At 30.0% G+C, this 24,730-nt stretch carries 26 protein-coding genes and 1 riboswitch; of the genes, 1 reads left to right on the top strand and 25 read right to left on the bottom strand.

Annotated elements, in window-relative coordinates:
• Window positions 1-47 precede the first annotated feature (47 nt).
• From GOQ27_RS08970 to GOQ27_RS08935, 8 genes are all read right to left on the bottom strand, one after another.
• Window positions 48-398, bottom strand: coding sequence for a VOC family protein (locus GOQ27_RS08970; protein ID WP_203366514.1), 351 nt, complete (start codon window positions 396-398; stop codon window positions 48-50).
• Between the two features lie 14 nt (window positions 399-412).
• The gene (locus tag GOQ27_RS08965) at window positions 413-1,333 is read right to left on the bottom strand and encodes a prenyltransferase/squalene oxidase repeat-containing protein (RefSeq protein ID WP_203366513.1); all 921 of its coding nucleotides are present in this window, start codon (window positions 1,331-1,333) and stop codon (window positions 413-415) included.
• A 117-nt stretch (window positions 1,334-1,450) separates the two neighbouring features.
• Window positions 1,451-2,787 (bottom strand): IS3 family transposase gene (locus tag GOQ27_RS08960; RefSeq protein ID WP_203366512.1). Its coding sequence is split into 2 segments (ribosomal slippage): window positions 1,451-2,400 and window positions 2,400-2,787, totalling 1,338 coding nucleotides; the frame shifts between segments, so codons are not numbered across the junction.
• 226 nt (window positions 2,788-3,013) lie between these two features.
• The gene (locus GOQ27_RS08955; RefSeq protein ID WP_203366511.1) at window positions 3,014-4,546 is read right to left on the bottom strand and encodes a methyl-accepting chemotaxis protein; all 1,533 of its coding nucleotides are present in this window, start codon (window positions 4,544-4,546) and stop codon (window positions 3,014-3,016) included.
• 26 nt (window positions 4,547-4,572) lie between these two features.
• Window positions 4,573-5,577 carry a ketoacyl-ACP synthase III gene (locus GOQ27_RS08950; RefSeq protein ID WP_203366510.1) on the bottom strand — a complete coding sequence of 335 codons (1,005 nt, stop codon included), beginning with the start codon at window positions 5,575-5,577 and terminating at the stop codon, window positions 4,573-4,575.
• A gap of 95 nt (window positions 5,578-5,672) precedes the next feature.
• A riboswitch (cyclic di-GMP riboswitch) is annotated at window positions 5,673-5,755 on the bottom strand.
• A gap of 200 nt (window positions 5,756-5,955) precedes the next feature.
• Window positions 5,956-6,258: a spore coat protein gene (locus GOQ27_RS08945; RefSeq protein ID WP_203366509.1), complete on the bottom strand. Its 303-nt coding sequence runs from the start codon at window positions 6,256-6,258 to the stop codon at window positions 5,956-5,958.
• A gap of 1 nt (window position 6,259) precedes the next feature.
• On the bottom strand, window positions 6,260-6,478 hold the full coding sequence (locus GOQ27_RS08940) for a hypothetical protein (RefSeq protein ID WP_203366508.1): 219 nt from the start codon (window positions 6,476-6,478) through the stop codon (window positions 6,260-6,262).
• 119 nt (window positions 6,479-6,597) lie between these two features.
• On the bottom strand, window positions 6,598-8,496 hold the full coding sequence (locus GOQ27_RS08935; RefSeq protein ID WP_203366507.1) for an ABC-F family ATP-binding cassette domain-containing protein: 1,899 nt from the start codon (window positions 8,494-8,496) through the stop codon (window positions 6,598-6,600).
• Between the two features lie 295 nt (window positions 8,497-8,791).
• Between GOQ27_RS08935 and GOQ27_RS08930 the strand changes: the two genes are divergently transcribed.
• Window positions 8,792-10,378, top strand: a complete 1,587-nt coding sequence (locus tag GOQ27_RS08930; RefSeq protein ID WP_203366506.1) for an ABC-F family ATP-binding cassette domain-containing protein — start codon at window positions 8,792-8,794, stop codon at window positions 10,376-10,378.
• Between the two features lie 36 nt (window positions 10,379-10,414).
• Here the strand turns inward: GOQ27_RS08930 and hemL are convergent, their stop codons facing one another.
• From hemL to GOQ27_RS08845, 17 genes are all read right to left on the bottom strand, one after another.
• The gene (gene hemL / locus GOQ27_RS08925; RefSeq protein ID WP_203366505.1) at window positions 10,415-11,710 is read right to left on the bottom strand and encodes a glutamate-1-semialdehyde 2,1-aminomutase; all 1,296 of its coding nucleotides are present in this window, start codon (window positions 11,708-11,710) and stop codon (window positions 10,415-10,417) included.
• Window positions 11,710-12,687, bottom strand: a complete 978-nt coding sequence (hemB, locus tag GOQ27_RS08920) for a porphobilinogen synthase (protein WP_203366504.1) — start codon at window positions 12,685-12,687, stop codon at window positions 11,710-11,712. Before hemB ends, hemL begins: the two co-directional genes overlap by 1 nt.
• A gap of 63 nt (window positions 12,688-12,750) precedes the next feature.
• The gene (gene cobA / locus GOQ27_RS08915; protein WP_203366503.1) at window positions 12,751-13,503 is read right to left on the bottom strand and encodes a uroporphyrinogen-III C-methyltransferase; all 753 of its coding nucleotides are present in this window, start codon (window positions 13,501-13,503) and stop codon (window positions 12,751-12,753) included.
• The gene (gene hemC / locus GOQ27_RS08910; protein WP_203366502.1) at window positions 13,493-14,398 is read right to left on the bottom strand and encodes a hydroxymethylbilane synthase; all 906 of its coding nucleotides are present in this window, start codon (window positions 14,396-14,398) and stop codon (window positions 13,493-13,495) included. Before hemC ends, cobA begins: the two co-directional genes overlap by 11 nt.
• A 135-nt stretch (window positions 14,399-14,533) precedes the next feature.
• Window positions 14,534-15,772: a glutamyl-tRNA reductase gene (gene hemA / locus GOQ27_RS08905; RefSeq protein ID WP_203366501.1), complete on the bottom strand. Its 1,239-nt coding sequence runs from the start codon at window positions 15,770-15,772 to the stop codon at window positions 14,534-14,536.
• A 25-nt stretch (window positions 15,773-15,797) separates the two neighbouring features.
• Window positions 15,798-16,163, bottom strand: a complete 366-nt coding sequence (locus GOQ27_RS08900; protein WP_203366500.1) for a sirohydrochlorin chelatase — start codon at window positions 16,161-16,163, stop codon at window positions 15,798-15,800.
• Window positions 16,163-16,921: a cobalt-precorrin-6A reductase gene (locus GOQ27_RS08895; protein ID WP_203366499.1), complete on the bottom strand. Its 759-nt coding sequence runs from the start codon at window positions 16,919-16,921 to the stop codon at window positions 16,163-16,165. The genes GOQ27_RS08900 and GOQ27_RS08895 overlap by 1 nt, the downstream gene beginning before the upstream one ends.
• Window positions 16,918-17,658 carry a precorrin-3B C(17)-methyltransferase gene (gene cobJ, locus GOQ27_RS08890; RefSeq protein ID WP_252187789.1) on the bottom strand — a complete coding sequence of 247 codons (741 nt, stop codon included), beginning with the start codon at window positions 17,656-17,658 and terminating at the stop codon, window positions 16,918-16,920. The genes GOQ27_RS08895 and cobJ overlap by 4 nt, the downstream gene beginning before the upstream one ends.
• Window positions 17,655-18,683 carry a cobalt-precorrin 5A hydrolase gene (gene cbiG, locus GOQ27_RS08885; protein ID WP_203366497.1) on the bottom strand — a complete coding sequence of 343 codons (1,029 nt, stop codon included), beginning with the start codon at window positions 18,681-18,683 and terminating at the stop codon, window positions 17,655-17,657. Before cbiG ends, cobJ begins: the two co-directional genes overlap by 4 nt.
• The gene (cobM, locus tag GOQ27_RS08880) at window positions 18,680-19,438 is read right to left on the bottom strand and encodes a precorrin-4 C(11)-methyltransferase (protein ID WP_203366496.1); all 759 of its coding nucleotides are present in this window, start codon (window positions 19,436-19,438) and stop codon (window positions 18,680-18,682) included. Before cobM ends, cbiG begins: the two co-directional genes overlap by 4 nt.
• Window positions 19,431-20,144, bottom strand: coding sequence for a precorrin-2 C(20)-methyltransferase (cobI, locus tag GOQ27_RS08875; protein WP_203366495.1), 714 nt, complete (start codon window positions 20,142-20,144; stop codon window positions 19,431-19,433). The genes cobM and cobI overlap by 8 nt, the downstream gene beginning before the upstream one ends.
• 4 nt (window positions 20,145-20,148) lie before the next feature.
• Window positions 20,149-20,730, bottom strand: a complete 582-nt coding sequence (cbiT, locus tag GOQ27_RS08870) for a precorrin-6Y C5,15-methyltransferase (decarboxylating) subunit CbiT (RefSeq protein ID WP_203366494.1) — start codon at window positions 20,728-20,730, stop codon at window positions 20,149-20,151.
• Window positions 20,717-21,343: a precorrin-6y C5,15-methyltransferase (decarboxylating) subunit CbiE gene (cbiE, locus tag GOQ27_RS08865; RefSeq protein WP_203366493.1), complete on the bottom strand. Its 627-nt coding sequence runs from the start codon at window positions 21,341-21,343 to the stop codon at window positions 20,717-20,719. Before cbiE ends, cbiT begins: the two co-directional genes overlap by 14 nt.
• Window positions 21,336-22,451, bottom strand: coding sequence for a cobalt-precorrin-5B (C(1))-methyltransferase CbiD (cbiD, locus tag GOQ27_RS08860; protein ID WP_203366645.1), 1,116 nt, complete (start codon window positions 22,449-22,451; stop codon window positions 21,336-21,338). The genes cbiE and cbiD overlap by 8 nt, the downstream gene beginning before the upstream one ends.
• Before the next feature lie 9 nt (window positions 22,452-22,460).
• Window positions 22,461-23,078 (bottom strand): precorrin-8X methylmutase, encoded by a 618-nt coding sequence (locus GOQ27_RS08855; protein WP_203366492.1) that lies wholly within the window; start codon window positions 23,076-23,078, stop codon window positions 22,461-22,463.
• A 15-nt stretch (window positions 23,079-23,093) separates the two neighbouring features.
• A complete protein-coding gene (locus tag GOQ27_RS08850; protein ID WP_203366491.1) occupies window positions 23,094-23,963 on the bottom strand; it encodes a GHMP family kinase ATP-binding protein in 870 nt (289 codons plus the stop codon).
• Window positions 23,964-23,982: 19 nt separating this feature from the next.
• Window positions 23,983-24,726: an AIR synthase related protein gene (locus GOQ27_RS08845; RefSeq protein WP_203366490.1), complete on the bottom strand. Its 744-nt coding sequence runs from the start codon at window positions 24,724-24,726 to the stop codon at window positions 23,983-23,985.
• Between the last annotated feature and the right edge of the window lie 4 nt (window positions 24,727-24,730).

Here is a 24,730-nt window from a genome sequence, read left to right as displayed (position 1 = left end):
CTCGTCTTAAATCTATCATAGTTTTCTTATAAAATCAATATCATTTATTATAAAAATTTCTGAATCTCCACTGTATACCCATTATTATCTTTTACAAAAAAATGGTATATATTAAATTTATCATTCTTCTCAGGAGGATTGTCTACTTTATATCCTTTGTCTACCAAATTATTATATACCCCATCAACATCTTCAGTAAGTAATGTTATTATTGGACTTTTATCCTTTACTGTTTTTTCTATATGATTACAAAAGCCAAGTCCCGAATTGTCAGATACTTTATAGATTTTACATACTCCTTGATCTTTATATAATTGGAGGCCCAATAAACCTCTATAGAATTTATCTGTTTCTTCTAGATTATCTGTTCCAAAGAATACAATTAGACCATTGTTCACCTTAAATCACCTTCCTATTCTATTCTTCCGTGATTTTGAAGTTTCTTTAAAGCTTTTAAAGTTAATATTCCTATCCAATGATTATACGCATCTCTGAATTCATCTGTATAAAAGGACTTTCCCCAAGGGGGTAGTATTTTACCTTCATCTTCTAATTCTCTTATTAAATAATCTAAGTCTTTTTGTATTTGAGATTCTTTTATCCCAAACCTAAATTTATTAGGATCATCTACAAAGTCTGAAGGTCTAGGTACATATTCATACCATCTATTTTCATCATATACTATTGTCTGATTTATCCCTTTAGCAATAGGTTCTTTAAGCTCTTCTTGTAAAGAAACAGGTAAAACTTCATATAATTTGATATAACAAAAAACTTCATTTTCTGAATCAAATTTCTCTTTATTTTGTATATAATCTATCCCGTATTTCACTAAACCATCTATATCCAATGTCTTAATATATTCTCTATACTTATATAAATATGCTATTATTTCAGCAGAAGGATTTCCCCAATTTCTATCAATCACTGTCATGCCCTCTTCTTCGTTATAATGCCACCAGGGAGTGTGAAGGTAATCATTAACCTCCTTTGGTACTGCAAACCATCCCATTCTATCTTTATCAAATGTTTTCTCTAAATAGTTTATAGCTTTTTTTATCATTTCTTTTACTTCTTTTAAATAGTCTAGGTCAGATAACAATCTCAATCCAACAGAAGTAGCCATTGGAGATGAATTTGGAAGTCTAAAGTCTGGTTCTAGACCATTACCAAATCCTCCATCTTCATTCTGATATTTTTTTAATTCCTCTATTATCTTTTTAGTAGTTCCACTATAAAACTCACTTTGAAAAATACTTTTAACTAAAGGTCTAGAAAATTTTTTAATAGCTTCTTCTGCATTATTTAATGCTTTATTTGAAAGATTTTTCATCTCATCATCCTCCTCTTTTAGATATATATTCTACATTAATACTAAATTTACCTTTTATAAAAGAAAAGACCTTCATAAATTAAAATGTACCCTTAGTCAAGGACAAATAAAAAAAGACTATGCGGCATTATGAAGATGATTTCTGTACTTAACAGGAGTCATCTTTTTTAATCCCCATTGACATCTATATCTATTGTAGTAAATCATATATTGATCTATTTCTTCTTGCAATTCTTCAAAGGTATTACAAGATTTTATATAGGACTCATCCTTAAAATGACCGAAAAATGATTCTTGCGGTGCATTATCCCAACAGTTACCTCGTCTAGACATAGATTGACCTAATCCATATGATTTTAGCACGTTTTGAAATACTGGACTTGTATAATGAGTACCTTGATCTGAGTGTATAAAAGCATTAGAATCTATTAGTATATTTTTGTTCTGCATTAATTTATGGATTGTGTCTGTAGCTATATTTAGAGCAAGGCTAGTAGATAAATTGTAACTAAGTATTTCATTAGTAGAAGCATCTTTAATTGTTGATAAATATGCTCGTTTTCCCTTCCCATAAGATAAATAAGTTATATCTGTGAGTAATACTTTGCCTGGTACATCTTGTTTAAATTCTCTATTTAGTAAGTTAGAAACTACTCGGTGCTCCTTAGTAGCCTTCATCATTCTTCTATATGGATTTGCTTTTCTAATGGGACATATAATATTAAACTTTTTCATAATCCTTCTAATTCGTTTGAGGTTGTAGATGATTTGAAATTGGTCTGCTAATGTCATTTTTATTTGTCTAGCACCCTTTTTTCTACCTTTAAATTTGTAAGCTTTTAGAATATTATCTCTTAATTTTTTATCTTCCTTATTTCTTTGTTCTCTTGATTTTTGAGATTTTAATGAAAAATAGTTATAATAACCAGAACGGGATACACCTGATATTTTACACAAATAACTAATCATACTTTTCAGTTTATATTTCTTAACTATCAAATTAATAAGCATGAATTTTTGTTTAGAAGATAACTTTATTTCTTTTTTATCGACCTCCTCTCTATCATATCTAGCTTTTTTAGTAATTCATTTTCTGCTTTAAGTAAATTGTTTTGAGCTTTAAGACGTTCATATTTTTCTTCTAGCGAAAGTTCTTTTTCTTTTAATCTTCCAGATTTCTCTTTCCTCGTATCTTTGAGCCCCAATACACCATTATTTTTATATGCTTTGCGCCACCTTTTACCTGCAGATTTGACACGTTCTATACCAAGAATATTTACATCAAAACCGTAGGTTTCAAAAATTTCTCTAGAAGGCTTTCCCTTCTCATATTCGCAAATAAAAATACGTTTAAATTCATCAGTATAAGTTATAGATTTTGAACTTACTTTTTTAATATATTTATTTTGAGATAATATTTTAATCTCTTCTTCATTAAAAATTATATTACTCATAAATTCTCAACTCCTATCATTTATCTTTATTTCATTATAAAAGAAAATACCCAATAGGGTAGACTTTTTTTCATTGTCTACTCTATTGGGTACATTTTAAATTTATGAAGGTCTTTTCTTTACCTGATAACTTATACATATGATACTTAAATATTCAGCAAATATAAGAAAATTAAATAGATTCTTGATAAGATAATTATGTTCTAAAGGATTATATAACTGTATCTTACTTTATTAGCTGATTCATTTGAATTGCAAGGTCATTTAAGCTTTCAGCATTTGCTGATAATTCTTGGCTCATAGCTGCACTCTGTTGTATTGAATGCATTAGGTTATTGAACTCTGCGATAGTATTTTGTGTGTTTTCATAAATATTTTCATTAAAACTAACTACTTCCCTAGTTTTATTAAGTTGATCCTCAGATTTATTATTAATATCTTTTATAGTCTCTGCAAAATCTTTTAAATCATTTATCATTATTTTTACATTCTCTACTGTGTCTCCTACTATATCATTTCCTTCTGTTATCTGACTATTATTTTTCGTCATTAAATCTTCCACATCAGAAATTTTAGTTTTCAGCTCTGTAGTTATACCAGACACATCATTTAACGATTCTTTAGTACTTTCTGCAAGATTTCTTATTTCATTAGCTACCACTGCAAATCCCTTTCCTGATTCTCCAGCTCTAGCTGCTTCTATTGAAGCATTTAGTGCTAATAAATTAGTTTGTTCTGCTATACTTCCAATAATATGTAATATCTCATCCACTTCTTTTGCTTTATTCTGCAAACTTGTTGTAGCAGCAAAGGTAAACTCTATACTTTCTTTAATTTTTTTCATTATTCCTGATGCTTCATTTAATAAAATTTCATTTTTATTAGATTTCTCTATAAGATTTAGTGCTAAATTTTCACTACTTTTAGTTTTATTAGTTATATTCTCATTATTTAAAAGTAAATTTTCTAGAATTCTAGTATTTTCTTTTGATTTATTTAACATATTATTATTAGAATGGAGCAAATTATCACTTGTATAAGCAACTTCTTGCATAGAGGTACTTTCTTCTTCTGCAATAGTGGAAACAATTTTACTGGAATCTAATAAAGTATCAGCAAATTCAGAAGTCTTATTAAATATATCTGAAATTTTCTTATTGTTTATTTTTAGATCTTCTTCTTTTTGTTGTATTTGATTTAATACTCTAGATGCAAATAGAGTGAACATAAATATTCCAAAGGAAGTAAGACCTATTACTATTGCCCTGATAATGAATTCCTGAATAATTACTTCTTCTGCTGGTAATGTATTAGTATTAAAAGTAAATATTGCTATCTGACTTAAAATACCTGCTACTATAAATGCAATATTTAACTTAACGTCTAAAAACAAAGCACCCAAAATAATAAAATAAAATATACTCATCCATAACTCTTTTGAAGGAACCATAAATACTAAAAATAAATAATTTATAAAGGTCATAAAAAATATCATATACTTTAGGATCTTAAAGTCTTTTGTATCAAATGTACCATTATATACAGTTTTTCTATGCATCAAATAAAAAGCAATAGACTCAGTTATAACTAGCCCCCAAAAGATCCCAATGCTTGTCCACTTGATTGTTTTATATAATCCTAGAAATTTCATTAATGAAAAAGTTATAGCGGCTAATGCACCACTTATAGAATAAATAACTAAAACAAATTTTAAAGTCTTTTTTTGGTAATCAATTATTGTATTAGTACTCTCACTCATTATATACCTCCATTAACATTTATTTATTACCATTTATAGCTTAGGGCTTGCATGGTATATCCCGCAGCTACCGAACAAAAAACTATTAGTTCTTCATCCTTAAATTTTTCTTTTTTTAACCTTTCATTCAATGCCATTATAGGGCTAGCACTACCCGTATATCCATATTTATCTGCTATAAATGTAGCTTGTTCATAATTATTTCCTAGTTTTTCTAAAGTTACTTTTATATCATCTTTAGAAAATTGTGACATAAAATAGTGAGAGACATGTTCTGGTTTATATTCATTTTCATCTAACAGCGTAACTACTAATTCAGACCATTTGTCAGAAAGGAAACTAAAATCAAAGGGTTTCCATTGCATCTTTCTATCATATCCTTTTAAATTATCATCCACTATATTATGTAATCCACACTCTGGAAACCTTATAGTATCATTGTAATTATCATCAGTAAACATTTGAGTGGCTAACAATCCTCTTTCTATTTCTTCTTCCTTTGATTCTAATATAACTGCTGCAGCTCCATCACCTACTATTGAATATGTAATCATATCATCTTCCTTAGCAAAAGGACTTACATGCAATGAACCTACTATTAAAGCTCTTTTAAACTTCTTATCTGTTTTTAAATATCTACTAGCTACATCTATAGCACTTATCATACCAACACAATTATTGTTTAAGTCAAATACAGAAGTAGCATTACTAGCCTTTAACTCATTTCTTATCATTAGAGCACAAGAAGGCATCAAATATTGAGGTGTATCTGTAGCCGATATAATCATATCTATATCTTCAGCTCTTAATTTTGCTTCCTTTAATGCTTCTTTTGAAGCTTTAACTCCCATACCTATCATACTTTCACTATCATCTGCTTGTTTCCTTATATCTCTTCCCAATTTATCTAATAAGTTGGTTACATGCTCATCTAACTGATACTTTCTAAAATGATTAATTATTGTTTCATTCTTAACTTCCTTTCCTGGGTTATAAGCTCCTACCCCACTAATTAGTACATTTCTAAACATTATTCTCTCCCCTTTTGTTTATTATTTTGCTAAGGAGTTTGTCAAAATAAAAAAGATAGCTCTAAGTAGAGCCATCTTCTATTAATAGCATCCAACTTAGCGGCTTGGCAGTCATAGATTTATCCTTAGACCCATAGCTTTGCGTCCTTATTTTTCAATAAGTTTGCCTTTGTTAAGTTAATTATAATTTTTTAATTCAGACGTAAAAACATTTTATTAATTGTCAAATTCTGACTTATTTTTACAAAAATAAATCTGAAAACATAATATCATATAAAGAATATTTTTCCAATACTCTTTTAGAACTAAATATATTACTTAATATATTTTTAGCATATAAAAAGAACCCTTATTATAAGGGCTCTTAAAAACTTTTGATTAATCTTCTCTTTTCATAGTTAATTGAGATTTGTTATATGCAGAAGATAACTGTTGACTTGCAGGATCATATGGTTTTTCCCAACCTTTTTTAACAGCTAATTCTGTTAAAGCAGTATGACCACCAACTATTTGATTTAAGCTAGATCCATACAATGCTCTTAACTCTGGAGTAGCGCAAGTCATAGTAGCATTAAGATATGCATCTGCAGTTCCTTTACCACTAGCTAACATATTGTTTATTATAACTTCATCATTAATATTTATATTGTTTTTTATTTTGTTGTTTAGAAATGTATTCATATTATCTAACCTCCTGGGTTGGAGTGACATTATTTTCATTTATAAATTGTTGAATACCTTTCACTCTACCTTCCATCGCTAATATACTAGCTTCTGCTTGTTTCTTTAAATCTTCATCAGTTATTAAACTACTCATAGCTTTAGATACTGCTAAACCATCCTTCTCCATTTTCAACAATCCTGTCAAAGATAGCATTTCACCTTCGGCTAATTTTCTCATATATTGACCTCCTTAATTAATTTGGGATTCTTATATAGTTTGTGTATTATATAAAATATATAAACATGAAATTTTAGCCACATAGGTGTAATAGTTTTTTTCAAAAAAGGTATTTTTATTTATTTTTTTTCCTCTTCAATTTTTTCAGCTAATTCATTTAAATATACCCATCTTTTCATTTTTTGATCTAATTGTTCTTCTAAACTCCCTTTTTCTTTTAAGTACTCTTGAAGTAATACATAATCAGAAGTCGTCTCTGAAATTTTTTCTTCTATATTTTCTATTTTTTCTTCTAATTCTACTATAATATCATCAATCTCATCATATTCTCTTTGCTCATTATATGAAAACTTTAGAGATTTTTGATTCTTTTTACTATCTTTTGAGGTACCTTTTTTATTTTCCTTAGTCATACTTTCATTTTTCACAAAAAGAGTATCAATTTTTTTGTTTGATTTAAACTCAGTATAATTACCTGTATATTGTTCTATTTTTCCTTCTCCTTCAAATACAAATATCTTTTCTGCCATCTTATCCAAAAAATATCTATCATGAGATACTGAAATAACCGCTCCTTGAAATCCTTCTAGATAATCCTCTAATATTGTAAGGGTCTCTATATCTATATCATTGGTAGGCTCATCTAATAATAGTACATTAGGAGCTTCCATTAAAACCCTGAGAAGGTGTAATCTTCTTTTTTCTCCTCCAGAGAGCTTGGATATATAAGTCCATTGAAGATCTCCAGGGAAAAGAAATTTCTCCATCATTTGTGATGCAGTTATTTTATCTCCATCGGCTGTACTGATATACTCAGCACCTTCTTTTATATATTCTATAGCTCTCAAACTATCATCGATATGATATGTTTCTTGAGAAAACACTCCTATCTTTACCGTCTCTCCTATATCAACTGTTCCTTTGTCAGGAACTACTTTTCCTGTGATTATATTTATAAGAGTAGATTTACCCATTCCATTTGGTCCAATGATACCTACCCTATCATCTCTTAAAACTGTATAACTAAAATCTTCAATTATCTTTTTATCACCATAGCTTTTTGATATATTATTTATTTCTATTACCTTTTTACCTAGTCTTCTACTACCAACAGAAATATCTACTCTATCTTTTGTTGTATTTACTTCTTCATCCTTAAGCTGTTCGAATCTATCAATTCTAGCCTTTTGTTTTGTAGTTCTTGCCTTAGCTCCTGTTCTTATCCATTTTAATTCTTGATTATATAGTCTTTGTTTTTTCTTCTCTTGAGATACTTCTATTTCTTCTCTTTCTATTTTCTTCTCCAAGAAATAATTATAATTCCCTTTATACTCATATAGATTTGTGTTATCTAACTCTATTATTTTATTGACTACTCTATCCAAGAAATATCTATCATGGGTGATCATTAATAGAGAACCCTTTCTATTATTTAAGTATCCTTCTAGCCAATCAATAGAATCATTATCTAAATGGTTTGTAGGCTCATCTAATATAAGTAAATCACAAGGCTTTATTAATGCAGATGCTAAAGCTATTCTTTTTTTCTGACCACCAGATAAATTCCCTACATTAGCTTTAAAGTTCGATACACCTAATTTTGTAAGGATGGCTTTAGCTTCACTTTCTAAGTCCCATGCATTTTTAGTGTCCATTTGTTGACTTAGTTTTATTATATCTTCATTAGGAGTGTCGGTATTATCAATGGCTTTATTATACTCTCTGATAGTTTTCATTATTTCTGAATTTCCTTCAAAAATTTGCTCTAATACCGTAGCTTCTTCATTAAAATATGGATTTTGACTTAAATACTCTATCCTAACATTATTTCCTTTAATAATTCTTCCACTATCAGGTATTACTTCTCCAGTAATTATTTTTAAAAGAGTACTTTTACCAGTACCATTGATACCAATCAGACCTATCTTATCTCCTTCATTTATTCCAAAACTTATATTATTAAATAGCTCTTTTTCACTATATCTTTTTGATACACTTTCAATACTTAATAGATTCATTTTATCCCCTCTCACTATCTTTATCTTATAGTTAACCTAAAATTTCTTCACTAATTATATATTATAACATTTTTGAAAAATAGCTACTATTCTATGCTAAATATATTAGCCCCACTTTAATCAAACTCAAAAACTATAAAACAAGACTCTTCCTTTCCCAGAAGATGACTATGAATCCAAAATGTAAAGATATAGTAAATTTAGAAACAATATTTTTCTCATATCTATTACTATTTACTAACTTATGATATAATATTGTGTAATTGCGAAATTTTATGTAAAGGATGATAATAACTTGATTACAGTAACTAATATAAGTTTAAGATATGGAGACCAACAACTTTTTAAAGATGTGAATTTAAAGTTTAATCCAGGAAATTGCTATGGTGTTATAGGTGCTAATGGTGCTGGTAAATCAACATTTTTAAAAATCTTGTCAGGAGAAATAGAACCAAATACAGGAGATGTGAGCATCCCTAAAGAAGCTAGGATGTCTGTTTTAAAACAGGATCATTATATTTATGATGAGTATTCTGTTTTAGAGACTGTTATAATGGGTAATTCTAGACTTTATGAAATAATGAAAGAAAAAGATGCTATATACATGAAAGAAGATTTTTCAGATGAAGATGGCATCAAAGCAGCAGAATTAGAGGGTGAATTTGCTGAATTAAATGGATGGGAAGCAGAGTCTGAAGCATCTTCATTACTACAAGGTTTAGGAATAAGTACTGACTATCATGATAAGCTAATGAAAGAACTTACTGGTGCTGAAAAAATCAAAGTAATTTTAGCCCAGGCTCTATTTGGAAAACCAGAAATACTAATCCTAGATGAGCCTACTAACCACTTAGATATAAGGTCTATAAACTGGTTAGAAGAATTTTTAATTAATTTTGATGGTACAGTTTTAGTTGTATCTCATGATAGACACTTTTTAAATAAAGTTTGTACTCATATCTGTGATATAGACTTTGGAAAGATCAAATTATATATAGGTAACTATGATTTCTGGTATGAGTCTAGTCAATTAGCTCAGCAAATGCTGAAGGATCAAAACAAGAAACAAGAGGAAAAAGTTAAAGAATTAAAAGCTTTTATTGCTCGTTTCAGTGCTAATGCTTCTAAATCTAAACAAGCTACTTCTCGTAAAAAGCTCTTAGATAAGATTACTATAGATGATATTCAGCCATCTAATAGAAGATATCCTTTTGTAGGCTTTAAACCAGAAAGAGAAGTTGGAAATGATATATTAATGGTAGAAGATCTGAATAAAACTATTGATGGAGAAACTATTCTAAAGAATGTAAACTTCACAGTAAACAAAGGAGATAAAATTGCCTTTGTTGGAGATGAAATATCTATCACTACTTTATTTAAGATTTTAATGGAAGAAATGGAAGCAGATAGCGGTAAATTCAAATGGGGTGTAACCATAACTACAGCTTACTTCCCTAAGGATAACTCAGAGTTCTTCAATGATGTAGATCTTAACCTAGTGGATTGGATGCGTCAATTCTCTGAAGATCAATCTGAAAGCTATCTGAGAGGATTCCTAGGAAGAATGTTATTCTCTGGTGAAGAGGCTCTAAAGAAAGCTAAAGTATTATCTGGGGGAGAAAAAGTAAGATGTATGTTATCTAAAATGATGCTAAGTAGTGCCAATGTATTAATTCTAGATCAACCTACAAACCACTTGGATCTTGAGTCAATTACAGCAGTGAATAATGGTCTAAAAGATTATAAGAGTAATGTATTATTTACTTCCCATGACCATCAGTTTATAGATACAGTAGCTAATCGTATAATAAAGATTACTCCTGAAGGAATGATTGATAAGATGATGACTTATGATGAATTCCTAGAAACAGTTGAAGGATAAATAATAAAGGTAAATAGGGTATCCCGGTGGGATACCCTATTTATTATAGGCTATTTTCAATGCCTCATAAGCAAATTCTAAAGTTTTTTCTATATCTTCATCGCTATGTTCAGTGGATAAAAACAATCCTTCAAATTGAGCTGGAGGGAACAATATTCCTCTGTTTAGCATTTCTCTAAAAAATATAGAATACTTATCTGTATCTGATTTCATTACCTGATCATAGCTATCCATAGGTCCTTCTCCCATGAACAAGCACAACATACCTTTAACCCTATTTACAGTTGCCTTTATATCTAAACTAGCTATATGCTCTTTAAATCCTTCTTCTAACTTTACAGCTTTTCTTTCAAGTTCTTCATATATTTTAGGATTCTCTTCTAATATTTCTATTGTCTTATATCCCATATGCATAGCTAGAGGATTGCCAGATAAAGTGCCTGCTTGATATACTGGTCCTAGGGGTGCTATCATATCCATAATTTCAGCTTTACCTCCATAGGCACCCACTGGTAGTCCTCCTCCTATAATTTTTCCAAAGCATGTTATATCAGGCTTTATATCATATACTTCCCCAGCACCACCATAAGCTAATCTAAAACCTGTGATGACTTCATCAAATATTAATAAAGACTTATTCTCATTCGTTATATCTCGAAGATATTTTAAAAAATCTAAATCTGCTTCTACAACTCCCATATTTCCAGCTACTGGCTCTACAATTATAGCAGCTATATCATTAGAATACTCTCGAAAGGCTTTCTTTACTGAATCTATGTTGTTATATTCACATACTATGGTATCTTCTATAACAGTACTGTTTACTCCGGGACTTGTAGGTATTCCATAAGTCAATGTACCAGATCCTGATTTAACTAATAATCCATCAGAGTGACCATGATAACATCCTCCAAATTTTATGATTTTATTTTTATTAGTATAAGCCCGAGCAAGTCTAAGGGCACTCATAGTAGCCTCTGTACCGGAGTTTACCATTCTTACTTTATCTACTGATGGGACTGCTTCTACTATTTTTTTCGCCATAGATGTTTCTATTTCAGTAGGTACTCCATAGCTTGTTCCCTTAGCAAAAATTTCTTCAATCCCTTTAATTATTCTATCATTGCTATGACCTAATATAAGAGGTCCCCAGGAACAAATATAGTCTATATAACAATTCCCATCTATATCAAAGATTTTACTCCCCTTTGCTTTTTCAATGAAAATAGGATCTAATCCCACTGACTTGAATGCTCTTACAGGACTATTTACCCCTCCTGGAATATATCTTTTTGCTTCACTAAAAGCTTGTTGAGATTTTTTAAAATTCATTAATACCGCTCCTTTAATTTCTGTGCTATTTCCTTTGCAAAATAAGTAATTATTATATCCGCCCCTGCTCTTTTTATTGATAAAAGTGACTCATATATAGCTTCTTCACTTAGTAAATCATTTTTTATAGCCATTTTTAACATTGCATATTCACCACTCACATTATATGCTGCCATAGGAACATCATACTTATCCTTTACTTTCCTAATTATGTCCAAATAAGCTAATGCTGGTTTTACCATAACTATGTCTGCGCCCTCTTCAATGTCTAGCTGCACTTCTCTTAATGCTTCTGAAGGATTAGCTGGATCCATCTGATAAGTCTTTCTATCACCAAAGGATGGAGCTGAATGAGCTGCATCTCTAAATGGACCATAGAAAGATGATGAGTATTTAATGCTATAGGACATTATTGGTAAATTTACATATCCATCTTCATCTAATTTTCTTCTCATATGTCCTATTCGTCCATCCATCATATCTGAGGGTGCTACCATATCTGCTCCAGCTTCAGCATGACTTACTGCTATCTTAGACAGATACTCTAATGTTTCATCATTGTTAACATATCCAGTTTCCTCTAAAATCCCACAATGTCCATGATCTGTATATTGGCATAGACATATGTCAGTAATAATGTATATATCCTTATGTCGTTGTTTTATACTCCTTATGGCCTTCTGTACTATGCCATCTTTACTATAAGCTTGGCTACCTATTTCATCCTTTTTATTAGGTATTCCGAAGAGCATTATATATTTAATTCCTAATTTTTCAAGCTCATCTATTTCCTCAATTAGTTTATCTATTGAAAAATGATAATTTCCAGGTAAAGAAGATATTTCTTTTTTTATGTTTTCTCCTTCTACTACAAATAGTGGATATACTAAATCTTCTACTTGTAACCGGGTCTCCTTTATCAATTCCCTAATTAATGAATTAGATCTAAGACGTCTAGGTCTTTTAATTATCTTCATTTTATCCCTCCCCATTAGCTATAAGGTATTTAGTAACTCCCCAATTAGTATATCTATAAACTTCTATGATAAAGTTTTATTTTCAAAAAAGTTCAGTTGTTCCCTACACTTCACTACATCTCCTATTACTATCAAACTAGGTGGTTTTATATTCTTTTCTTGAGCAAGTTGATATATTTGATCTAATCTTTCTGTTATTGTATATTGATTAGGTGTAGTAGCCCAATTAATTATCGCAACTGGCGTATTAGGATCCTTTCCATACTCTATTAGCCTACTTACTATTTTTTCAAGGTTGCTCATCCCCATTAAAAATACTAAGGTACCATTCAATTTAACCATTGAATCCCACTCAAGTTCTTCATCATCGTTTTTTAAATGTCCTGTAAAAACATGAAAAGAGGATGCATGGTCACGATGAGTTATAGGAATACCTGCATAACAAAGTCCTCCAATAGATGAGGTAATTCCAGGTACAACTTCAAACTCAATATTATTTGAATATAATACTATACCTTCTTCTCCTCCCCTTCCAAAGACATAAGGGTCTCCACCTTTTAATCTAGTTACGATTTTACCTTCTCTTGCCTCTTTTACTAAAAGTGTATTAATATCTTCTTGTTTCATAGTATGTTGATTTGATTTTTTACCTACATATACCATTTCACAATTTTTTTTAGCTTCTTTAAGGAGTTCTTCATTTATTAATCTATCATATACAATTACATCTGCTTCTCTAATGGCTTCTAAGCCCTTTAATGTAATTAGTTTGTAATCTCCTGGACCTGCACCTACTAAATAAACTTTACCCTTCATTATCTGTCAACTCCTCAATCACAGCTTGTGCTAATTCTATACCTAATGCTTGCTCCTCACCGATTTTACCTTCTTTAGTCTTCCTAACTAATTTGTTACCTTCCTCATCTCCAAAAATACAATCTAATATTATTTTATCATCTATAACTGTACATAAGGCTCCTACAGGTATATGACATCCTCCATTTACTCCCTTTAAAAATTCCCTTTCAGCTTTAACTTGGATCATTGTTTCTCTACAACTTATTTCTTTAACCATATCATATATATCTTTACGCTCATCGCATATTTCAATTGCTAAGGAACCTTGAGCTGGAGCAGGTAAAATAACCTCTGGTGATAAATACATGCTGATTCTATTATTTAATCCCAACCTATGTAAGCCTGCTGCCGCTAATATAATTCCATGAAAGTTTTCAGTATGGATTTTTTCTATTCTGGTTTCAATATTACCTCTTATTGAAACTATATCTAAGTCTGGTCTAACCTTTAATAATTGATATTTTCTCCTTTTACTTCCAGTACCTATACGAGCTCCCTTAGGTAAATCTTCTAAACTTTTATATCCTTCTTTTAAAACAAGTGCATCTCTAGGATCTTCCCGCTTTGGTATTCCTGTAAATATTAATCCTTTAGGAGTCACAGAAGGCATATCCTTCATACTGTGTATTGCCATATCAATACTTTTACTTAAAAGAGAATTCTCAATCTCTTTAACAAATAATCCTTTATCTCCTATCTTATCTAAAGAAATATTTTGTATTATATCTCCCTTTGTTTTAATAATTTTTATTTGAAAATCTACATAGGGAAACTTATACCTTAATTGATCTATGACCCATTTTGTTTGAGTTAATGCTAATTTACTACCTCTAGATCCTACTACTATTTTCATATAAATTCCTCCTTTCTTTAATATCTCCTAATAAAAATAAGTATTTATTATAATATTTAGTATATATACTCTAATTGTTATTTTAATAATCTACTAAGGAAGGGCTTGTACCTAACCTATAAATAACTTTGACTTCTATAATCCATATAATTCTTCCATCACTTTAATATATGTTTCTAATTTTTCTTTGTCTTCAATCTCTTTAAGTTTAATAGCTGGATTTCTAATTATTCGTTTGAAAGATGAACTGATTATTTTCTCTATTATCTTTTTGTCTCTTTTACTTAGATCTATTTTTCTATTTATATATTCCATGGTATCTTTCTCTACTTCTTGACATTTCTCATACATATTCTTTATGATTGGATCTACTTTTAAGGTTTTGAGCCATTGGATAAAATCTAATACATCTTGATCTATTATATTTTTAGCTTTTTCCGATAATTCTTTTCGCTTACTTTCATTTAAAGTAACTATTTCTTTCAAATTATCAATATTGTAAAGATTAACAAAATCCAACTGTGATAATCTCTGATCCACATCCCGTGGTAATGCCATATCCATAACATATAATTTTTTCGTTAGTTTAGGCATATCTTCCTTACATATAATATGATGAGGACAAGCTGTAGCAGTTATCAGTATGTCTACTTCTTTTAATATTTCATATCTTTGTTCATAAGATATTGGTATTACATTAGGATATTCATCTTGAATATTAACTAATTTACCATGACTTCTATTAGACATATATAGAGTACTTAGGTTTTCATTAATTAAGTACTTTAAAGATAGCTTTCCCATTTTACCCAATCCAATGACAAGAGCTTTTTTACCTTTCAATTGAATATGTTCATTCAAAAATTTTACACCAATATAGCTAATCGAAAGAGGATGCTCAGATATCTTTAACTTATTTTTTACTTTTTTAGAGGTTGTAATTGCTTCTCTGAATAACTTATTTAATGTTTTCTGACTTCCCCCTAGCTCCATAGCTAATAAATGAGCTTCCTTAACTTGTCCTAAGATTTGATCTTCACCTAATACTATAGATTTCAATCCTGATGTAACTTCATATAAATGATATATAGCTTTTATATCCTCTTTGATAAATAAATATTTGTTAATTTCTTCAGGTTTTGCCTTCTCTTCATATACTTTTTTTACTGATTCTATACTTTTATCAATATTATCTTCTGTATCAGCTATGTAAATTTCACTTCTATTACAAGTTGAGAGTATCACACATTCTTTGACTCCATTATCTAATAAATAATTTGTGATATCGATCTTTTTTGTGTCTGTAAATGAAACCTTTTCACGAACTTCTGTTATTGCTGTATCATGATTTATACCAACTACTGCAATTTTCATTTCATAGACCTCCATATTGCTATTATTAATCTATATCCTTTACTCTTTGGAGTAATATATCTGCTAGAACAGGCTCTACTCCTAAGGGATTAGCTATTCTAAATTCAACATCTTTATACTGGTTATTTAGCTTTTCTATTATATTCGGTATATCTTCTTTAATGTGAATTCCTTCATATAAAAAGTAAGGTACTACCACTATATCTTTAATATTTTCTTCTACCATGTCTCTAACCACATCTGGAATAAATGGCTTACTTATCTCCATGTATGCACCCTTTACAATATATTGATCAGTTTTACCTCTTAATATATCAACGATTTCATTAAATCCTTTTTTTGCTGCATCAGATCTACTACCATGTCCTACCACTAATAATCCTTTTTTCATTATAATTTTCCTCCTATATTTTTAATGCTTTTTAATAAATCTTCTATATTCGTAGCTACATTAGTATAGTTAATTGAAGGTCTATTTATCAAAAGTACCTCTACATTCATATCTAGAGCTGATTTGATTTTTTCATAAGTACCTCCTACTTTACCACTATCCTTTGTAACAATATAATCTATTTTATAAAACTCATAAATTGCTCTATTAAATTCACTACTGAATGGTCCTTGTAGTCCTAATATTTGTTTAGGTAAGAAGCCTAAGTCATTGCACTTTTTTATAACATTATGAGTAGGTAATACTCTTATATATAGTCTTTCTTTAAAAGGAACTATTTTAAATTTATCTAGATTATTACTACCTGTTGTAAGTAATATATTTCCTGATTTATTTTGTAGAAATTTTATTATTTCATCATAATCAGAGAATCGCCTGATTCCTTTTACATTAATCTTTTCTCTCTCAAATCTTAAATAAGAGATGTTTTTAATATTAGCTGCTTTCATAGCATTTTTTGATGCTTCACTGGCATAAGGATGAGTAGCATCAATTAAAATTTTAATATCATTTTCATCTATTATTTTTTCCATGTCATTTTCATCTAATCGTTGGGATATAGTATCTAACATAGGATGGTTTTTAAAGAGTTTCCCTCCATATTCTGTGGCAGTTGTAGCTAATACACTATATCCTTGTTCTAGCAACTTAACCACTATATCTCTACCATCCTGAGTTCCAGATAAAACTAATATCATATTCTATAGCCCCTTGGAGTAACCATTTTTCCTCCTTTGATATAGGATTTAGAGTTTCCAATTATAAGGGTTGTGAACATATCTATATTATGATCTAGCATATGCTCTAAATCAGTTAAAACTATTTCTTCATCTTCTCTTTTCGCATTTCTTACAATTGCTACTGGTGTACTTTTGCTTTTATAATTTAATAAAATCTCTCTTGATATTACTATTTGTTCTTGTCTCTTTTTACTTCTAGGGTTGTAAATAGTTATAACAAAATCACCTTCACCTGCACAATGTATTCTTTTTTCAATTAATGACCAGTCTGTAAGTAAGTCACTTAAACTAATAGTAGCAAAATCATGCATAATCGGAGCTCCTACACAAGCTGCTGATGCATTCGCTGCTGAAACTCCAGGAATTACTTCAATATCTACTGTACTATTTTTCTTTAATAGTACCTCTATCATTATCCCTGCCATTCCATATACACCAGCATCTCCACTACTTACTAATGCAACTACCTTCCCATCCTCTGCATATTCTAAAGTCTTCTCACAACGCTCAACCTCTTTTTTCATCTGAGATGATACTATTTTTTTACTATCTATCATATCCTCGATAAGTTCTATATATTTCTTATATCCAATTACTATATCAGATTTTTCAATAGCCTCTACAGCTTTAAAGGTCATATGCTTTTTATCTCCAGGGCCTATACCTACAACATAAATTTTTCCATTCTTGTTCAATTCATTTCCTCCTTCCAAATAGATATGGTTATACCTTCATATGCTTTTTTTCTCATAAGACATTTTCCTTTTTTACTTACTATATATCCGCAAGGTTCACAAACCGATCCAACTCCAATAGTTTTTCTAACAAAATCTGAAGAGTTAAATTTACTTTCTATTCTCTTAATCCTATCTCTATCTATAATAGTTAATGGAATATGTAGACATTTAGCTGCATCTAAGATCCCTATTTCATCTCTTTTTACATCTATGGTTGCTAAAGCTTTGATACTTTTAATATGCAAATTCAAATCATTCATAGATAAGTTTATAGCTTCTAATATTTTATTTCTAGAAATACCTCGTCTACACCCAATACCTATTACAATATTCTGAGGCACTAATTGTACACTTTTATATGATGATTTAACTTCCTTCTTATTAGTTATATTTACTATTCCTTTTATACTGTTAAACTCTTTTTGATTCTTTAAAATAAATCCTTTTAGTATTTCTGGATCTATAGAAATATCTGTTTCTATTCCTACTGGTTCTTCATTCACTAGTAAAGAAGTAATATCCTTAGCATCCTCCATATTATCAATGTAGCACTTTAATCTTATAGCTAACATATCAATCGGGATAACTCCTTTTACATCAGAAGCTGTTGTAATAACTGGTTGAGCTCCTATTAAATTAGCAAGGGATTGTGCAGCTTCATTTGCTCCCCCAATATGTCCCGAAAGTAAACTTATAATAAACCTACCTTTTTCATCCATAACTAATATAGCTGGGTCTAAGGTTTTATGTTTAATATGCTTAGATATACTTCTTACGACTACTCCTGTAGCCATAATAAAAAGAAGAGTATCATATTTTTCAAATAGAACAGGCATATACTCAGATAACTTTCCTTCTATAGCATATAACTCCTCTATACAATATTTATCTAAAGTATAAATATCAGCATTATTCTTATATGACTTTATCCTCTTAGCTTGTATTATCCCACCCTTTGTTAGGGTAATAATAGCTAATTTCACTTTTTTGCCTTCCTATATCCATGAGAAAAACTTGCATCATATAATTTAGATAAACTATATTTATCTCCCAAAAAATCTCCTACTAATATCTGAGCTGTTTTGTTTATATTTGCTTCCTTCACTTTATCTGAAATATTAGATAGCTTTCCTTGGACTATTTTTTGATCATCCCAAGTTGCTTTTTGAATTACTGCTACTGGAGTATCCTTATCATAATGCTTCATAAGTCTAGAAACTACATTATCTATCATATGAACTGATAAAAATATAGCCATAGATGCTTTATGACTAGCTAATTTATCTAGACTCTCTGACTCTGGCACTGGTGTTCTACCTTCTAGTCTAGTACAAATAACCGTTTGGGATATATCTGGTAGAGTAAACTCTTTATTTAGAGCTGCTGCTGATGCTACAAAAGAACTTACTCCCGGTATAACTTTACTAGATATTCCTAAATCTTCTAGCCAATCAATCTGTTCTCTGATAGCACCGTATATACTTGGATCTCCTGTATGAACTCTAGCTATTAATTTATCTTCCTTAACGCCTTCTTCTATCACTTTTATAACCTCTTCTAAAGTCATGGAAGCACTGTTGTATAATGTGCTTTCTTTTCTGCGACATTCTATTATTTCCTTATTAACTAATGACCCTGCATAGATGATGATATCTGACTTTTCAATAATATTTCTACCTTTAACAGTTATTAAATCAGGATCTCCAGGACCTGCTCCAATAAAATATACATTATTCATATTTTAACCCCCTATTTTTTATAACTAGTGTAGAAAGATAAGGTACTTTTTTATCTGTTAAATCTCTAATATCATAACTAATTTTTTCTTCTACTGTTCCACATTTAGATACAAGTACAAAATTATTTTCAAGGTTTTTATTCTTTAGTGTTTCACCTAACTGTTCATGTTCATTTGAAGGCTTCATGATAATTAAATTATCAAAATTCTCTAATGCCTTCTCCAATCCTTCTATATTCTTCCTTAATGGAATTATACCTAGTGTCTCTTCGCCAGATGTTAAAGGAATATTAACTCTACTAGCTAAAGCACTAAAGGATGTTATTCCTGGGATAGTTTCTATACTAATATGTTTTAATTTTAAATGGGGAATAAGATACATATAAGTACTATAAATCATAGGATCTCCTAATGTAAGAAATCCAATATTTTTATCATTATTTAGTAATGTGTAAATGGTATTTGCGTTATCACTCCAAGCCTTATTCAAAATCTCTTCATCATAAGTCATTGGAAAGTTAAGATACAGTATTTCAACATTCACCGGTAAGTAATCCTTTGCAATATTAAGTGCTATGCTACCTTGTCCCTTTTTACTTTCTGGACATATTACAATGTCTATTGTCTTTAATATTTTTGTAGCCTTGATAGTCAGTAATTCAGGGTCTCCTGGACCTACTCCAATGCCATAAAATTTTCCTGCCATAATATCACTCCTTTGAAGCTGATATAACATAGATGGGATTTTGTCCTATCATCATTGTTAAATCTCCAATATTTTTTCCTTTTGAAATATTGACATGTACAACGTCTATATTTTTAAATGTATTCTTTTTAAGATAAGTAATAGCCTTATATACATTTTCTAAAGTTATTGCATTTATAACTATTCTTCCTTTATCAGTCAAGTTTTTCTTAGCCCACATAATTATCTCATCCATTTTACCGGATGAACCACCTATAAACACTTTATCTATTGAACCTATACTCTTAAGGATTTCAGGGGCCAACCCTTCTATTACTTCAATGTTACTAATATTAAAATTCTTCTTGTTTTTATTTATAAGATCTGTTCCTTCTGTATTTTTTTCGACTGAATAAACCTTTCCTTTTGGAATAAAAGCTGCTATTTCTATTGATATAGCCCCAGTTCCAGCCCCCACATCTACTACTCTATCTTCTTTATTTAATCTTAATTTACTAATAGAAATAGCACGAACTTCTTCTTTTGTCATAGGAATATTTCCTCTTATAAAATTATCATCTGGTATGCCAAAGCTACATGATTTCATCTAATATCACCACCACATTCAAGTCAATTTCTTCTAAACAAACAATTTCTTCTGGCTTTCCTATATATATTTTTTCCGTTTCATAGGATAGATTTTCTCCTACATACATTATCTTACTTTTCATATTATTCTTTATTAACTCACTAGCAATCTTTTGAGGATTCCAAACTTTATCGGTCAATATTCCCACCTTTTTATTTTCTTTAACTGCAGTTAAAAAGTCATTATTTCTGCCATGTAAGCTACATAAGTATGCATCTTCCCAACTTTCTCCTACTTTAGAAAACATATATTGTAGAGAACTAATTCCAGGAATCATTTTAATTCTTCTATTATCTAGATTCCTTTTTAAATAATCTGATAAACTATAGAATCCCGTATCCCCTGAAACTACAACTACTATTTTTCTGATATCCCAATTGTTTTTTATATATACAATCATTTCCTTTAATCCTAGTGATATATCAAATATTTCCTTGCCTTTAGTATCTATATTATTTAAGTTTCTCTTAGCTCCTATTATTACATCCGATTCTAAAACTATTTTTTTAGCTATAGGTAGAATATAATCTCTATGACCAGGACCTAATCCCACTACATAAATTTTATTCATTTTCATATTCCTCCAACATCTCTTTTGCAATAGAACACATGCTTAATAGCCCATGATCCCGAGAGAAAATTACCGTTCCAATTTTCACTTCTTTATATGTTCTCATCTCACAATTGTAGCTTATTTTATTAGCTATATCATAAAATACTCCTTCCATATTATCTTCTACTATATATTGAATGGCTTCATCTGTTGTGGTACTCTCGAAGATTTTTTGTATTAAACTTTGAGGAGCTCCTATTAATGCACATCGTGAGGCAAGTATCTCCATTCTCCCATCTGCTATTTTACTATGAGTATGAAATATACCTCCTGCCACTTTAATCATTTTTCCTATATGACCTATCCATAGAATCTCTTCTATTTCATACTCTACAGCTTTATCCAGCATGAATCCAATGAAGTTACTAGTTTTCACATGAGAGTATTCCTTTATAGATAATTCATTAAGAAAATCCCGTCCATAATTACCGGGAGAAAAAATCACTTTTTTTATTCCTTGTTCTTTCAACATCGACAACTCTAATTCCAAAGAATCCTTAAATGCCTCTTCAGACATAGGCTCTACAATTCCAGTAGTTCCTAAAACAGAGATGCCTCCTTCTATTCCTAATTTAGGATTAAAAGTTTTCTTTGCAATATCCACTCCTTCTGGAATAGAAATCGTTATTTTCACCCCTACTCCTTTTGGTAATTCTTCAGATACTCCATCAATAATTGTTTTTCTTGGAGTGGGATTAATAGCATATTCTCCCACTGGAATAGCTAATCCAGGCTTAGTTACTTTCCCAACTCCTATACCACCATAAATATAGATATTATCTTCATTTATTTTCTCAACCTCAGCATATATTTTAATACCGTTGGTTATATCAGGATCATCACCACTATCTTTTATAACACTGCATCGTACTATATTATCCTCAATATAAATATCTTGTAATGCTAAATCTAAAGTCCAACCTTTAGGTGATAATATCTGAATCTTGTCTATTTTATCTCCTGTAATCAACATTCTGGCAGCACCTTTAGCAGCTGCTGTGGCACAGGATCCTGTAGTATATCCAAACCGTAATTTTTTACCATTCTTAACTACAAAATGATTCATATTAGCCACCTATATCATATATATCAAAGCATTTATTATAGCAGCTGCAACAGTACTTCCACCTTTTCTTCCCTTGGTTATGATATAGGGTACATCCAGTGATTTTATTATTTCTTTTGATTCTGCTGCTCCTACAAATCCTACTGGAACCCCTATAATAAGATCAGGTTTAGGCATACCCTTGTCAATTTTCTCTTTTAGAGTAAATAAAGCTGTTGGTGCATTTCCTATAGCAAAAATCCTAATATTTTCATTTTTTATAGCTTTTTCAATAGCTACCATTGACCGGGTTATACTTCTGTCTCTAGCTTCCTTAACTACGTCATCATCATGAACAAAGTTGCATACCGTTCCTCCCAATGCGCTTAATTTTCTTTTGTTTATACCTGATTTAACCATTTGAGTATCTGTATATATATCTCCACCTTTTTTAAGTGCCTCAATACCAGTCTCTATAGCTAGGGGATGAAACTCTAATAAATCTGCATATTCAAAGTCTGCAGTTGTGTGAATCACCCGCTTTACAACTTTACTTGTTTTTTCATCAAAATTTCTAACACCTAATTCTTTCGTAATAATTTCAAAACTTTTTTCCTCTATTAAAGCAGGCTTTTTAACATATGACATTTTTATCTCTCCTTATTATTCAATAAATTTGGGTCCTCCTGAGATAATTTCATAATCCATAATTCTACTGTAATTATTAAAAGATATAATATTGTTTAGTTGAAATAAAAAGCTCTCTTTATCAAATGATTTTTCTTTGTATAGTATCCCAATAACAGTTCCACTATGAGCTATATTTAATCCATATGCTCCACATTTTAATGCCAAAGAATTTAAAGAATGCAACTTTTTCTTATATAAATATTTTTGATTTATAAAAGCACTTAAAGTTGCTCCTTTACCTATACTTATCATATCCTGACTATCTAAACCTTTTTCAATATACTCTAAGGCTTTGTTATAATCTTCTAACCTCCCATTACTACCACTCTTTGATAATGCTTTATGAAAAGAAACAGTATCAATAAATCCTTTTCCTTCTAAACATAGAACTCTACAACCTAAACTTCCTTTGTATTTTTTTATATAATCACCTTTAATATAATCAAATAGTGTTAGTTGTGAAAATATGATGCTATCAGTTGGTTCTACTTCTGTACATATTTTAGCTATTTCTTCCTCTTTTATTTCTTTTCCTAGGTATTTCACTGTAGCTAATATGGTAGCTGCTAAATCTGCCGTACTGCTCGCCATACCTTTTCCTCTAGGTATATCTGATGAAATGTTTATTTTTAATCCAATATCTTTCTTTGAACCATATTTAAAATATTTAAAAGTTTTCTCAATACCTTTATAAACTTTAGGATATTTGTCTTTAGTTGAATATCCCTCTTCCAATGTTACGTGAGAAAAAAGATTAATAGGATATGAAATCAATTTATTACTCCCATTTATATATCCTTGGAATAGTTCCCCACAAGAAGCAGGACATTTTGTTTTTATCATAATTTAATCATCCTTATACCTAATAAAAATATCCAATATTATTAAATGGCTCTTGTATATATTTATTTAAGTCCTTATAAGTATCCTTATTAACTGATATAATCAAACAAGTTGATGGACCCCCTGACTTATATAAGTCTATAGTTGAATTTTCATTGATATGATAATTTAGATTATTAGTCCTAGCCATTTCTTTTACTTCTTCTAAAATTCCTTTAGAACCTACAGGTAATAGTTCATGAACAAACTCCATTTTCTTTAACTTTTTAATAGTATTTAATGAAATGATTTCATTATCACCTTTTCTTATTTCACTTCCTAGCTTAGGAATACCCACCACCACAATTGAAGTATTCTTAGGTGTATAAGGACACTTCCACTCCTTTTTATCTATAATACCTATTGCTGTTATTCCCATCCCTGTCTGTAGTGTTGAAAAATTCTCTTCTGTACTACCAGTTACGATAATATCTTCAGATATATTTAATCCTTTAATCAATTCTTGAATCCCTTCTAAAATTAATTTCCCAGTTGGATTCATCTCAACTGACAATGTATTAATTATAGTCATAGGACTACTGCCTATTGCATAGATCTCTGCCAATGCTACATGAGCAGTAAAATAACCTACTATTTTTGGTGACACAGTGATAACATCTTTCTCTTTTTCTCCTATAGCTCCTGCAGAATCACAGGATATCACAAGTTTTTGATCCTTATTTATATCTATAAATGTCAAATCCCTAAATTGCTCTGATCTCATATAA

It is taken from the genome of Anaeromonas frigoriresistens (assembly GCF_016820655.1).
In the GTDB taxonomy this organism is placed as follows: domain Bacteria; phylum Bacillota; class Clostridia; order Tissierellales; family SIT17; genus Anaeromonas; species Anaeromonas frigoriresistens.
The sequence above is the reverse complement of the archived record's forward strand: the minus strand, read 5'-3'. Positions and strand labels throughout refer to the sequence as shown.

Coding starts and splice junctions, on each gene's coding strand:
- GOQ27_RS08850 (WP_203366491.1), bottom strand. CDS start 23,963: ATGATAAAAACAAAATGTCCTGCTTCTTGTGGGGAACTATTCCAAGGA.
- GOQ27_RS08845 (WP_203366490.1), bottom strand. CDS start 24,726: ATGAGATCAGAGCAATTTAGGGATTTGACATTTATAGATATAAATAAG.
- GOQ27_RS08965 (WP_203366513.1), bottom strand. CDS start 1,333: ATGAAAAATCTTTCAAATAAAGCATTAAATAATGCAGAAGAAGCTATT.
- GOQ27_RS08855 (WP_203366492.1), bottom strand. CDS start 23,078: ATGTCATATGTTAAAAAGCCTGCTTTAATAGAGGAAAAAAGTTTTGAA.
- cobM (WP_203366496.1), bottom strand. CDS start 19,438: ATGAATAATGTATATTTTATTGGAGCAGGTCCTGGAGATCCTGATTTA.
- GOQ27_RS08955 (WP_203366511.1), bottom strand. CDS start 4,546: ATGAGTGAGAGTACTAATACAATAATTGATTACCAAAAAAAGACTTTA.
- GOQ27_RS08895 (WP_203366499.1), bottom strand. CDS start 16,921: ATGATATTAGTTTTATCTGGAACTCAGGATGGTAGAGATATAGTGGTT.
- GOQ27_RS08935 (WP_203366507.1), bottom strand. CDS start 8,496: ATGAATCTATTAAGTATTGAAAGTGTATCAAAAAGATATAGTGAAAAA.
- hemL (WP_203366505.1), bottom strand. CDS start 11,710: ATGAATTTTAAAAAATCTCAACAAGCTTTTAGTGAAGCAAAAAGATAT.
- cobI (WP_203366495.1), bottom strand. CDS start 20,144: ATGGCAGGAAAATTTTATGGCATTGGAGTAGGTCCAGGAGACCCTGAA.
- GOQ27_RS08950 (WP_203366510.1), bottom strand. CDS start 5,577: ATGTTTAGAAATGTACTAATTAGTGGGGTAGGAGCTTATAACCCAGGA.
- cobA (WP_203366503.1), bottom strand. CDS start 13,503: ATGAAGGGTAAAGTTTATTTAGTAGGTGCAGGTCCAGGAGATTACAAA.
- hemC (WP_203366502.1), bottom strand. CDS start 14,398: ATGAAAATAGTAGTAGGATCTAGAGGTAGTAAATTAGCATTAACTCAA.
- hemB (WP_203366504.1), bottom strand. CDS start 12,687: ATGAAGATAATTAAAAGACCTAGACGTCTTAGATCTAATTCATTAATT.
- GOQ27_RS08940 (WP_203366508.1), bottom strand. CDS start 6,478: ATGAGAAAATTAGCCGAAGGTGAAATGCTATCTTTGACAGGATTGTTG.
- cbiT (WP_203366494.1), bottom strand. CDS start 20,730: ATGAAATCATGTAGCTTTGGCATACCAGATGATAATTTTATAAGAGGA.
- cbiD (WP_203366645.1), bottom strand. CDS start 22,451: ATGAATCATTTTGTAGTTAAGAATGGTAAAAAATTACGGTTTGGATAT.
- GOQ27_RS08945 (WP_203366509.1), bottom strand. CDS start 6,258: ATGAATACATTTCTAAACAACAAAATAAAAAACAATATAAATATTAAT.
- GOQ27_RS08900 (WP_203366500.1), bottom strand. CDS start 16,163: ATGAAAAAAGGATTATTAGTGGTAGGACATGGTAGTAGATCTGATGCA.
- hemA (WP_203366501.1), bottom strand. CDS start 15,772: ATGAAAATTGCAGTAGTTGGTATAAATCATGATACAGCAATAACAGAA.
- cbiE (WP_203366493.1), bottom strand. CDS start 21,343: ATGAATAAAATTTATGTAGTGGGATTAGGTCCTGGTCATAGAGATTAT.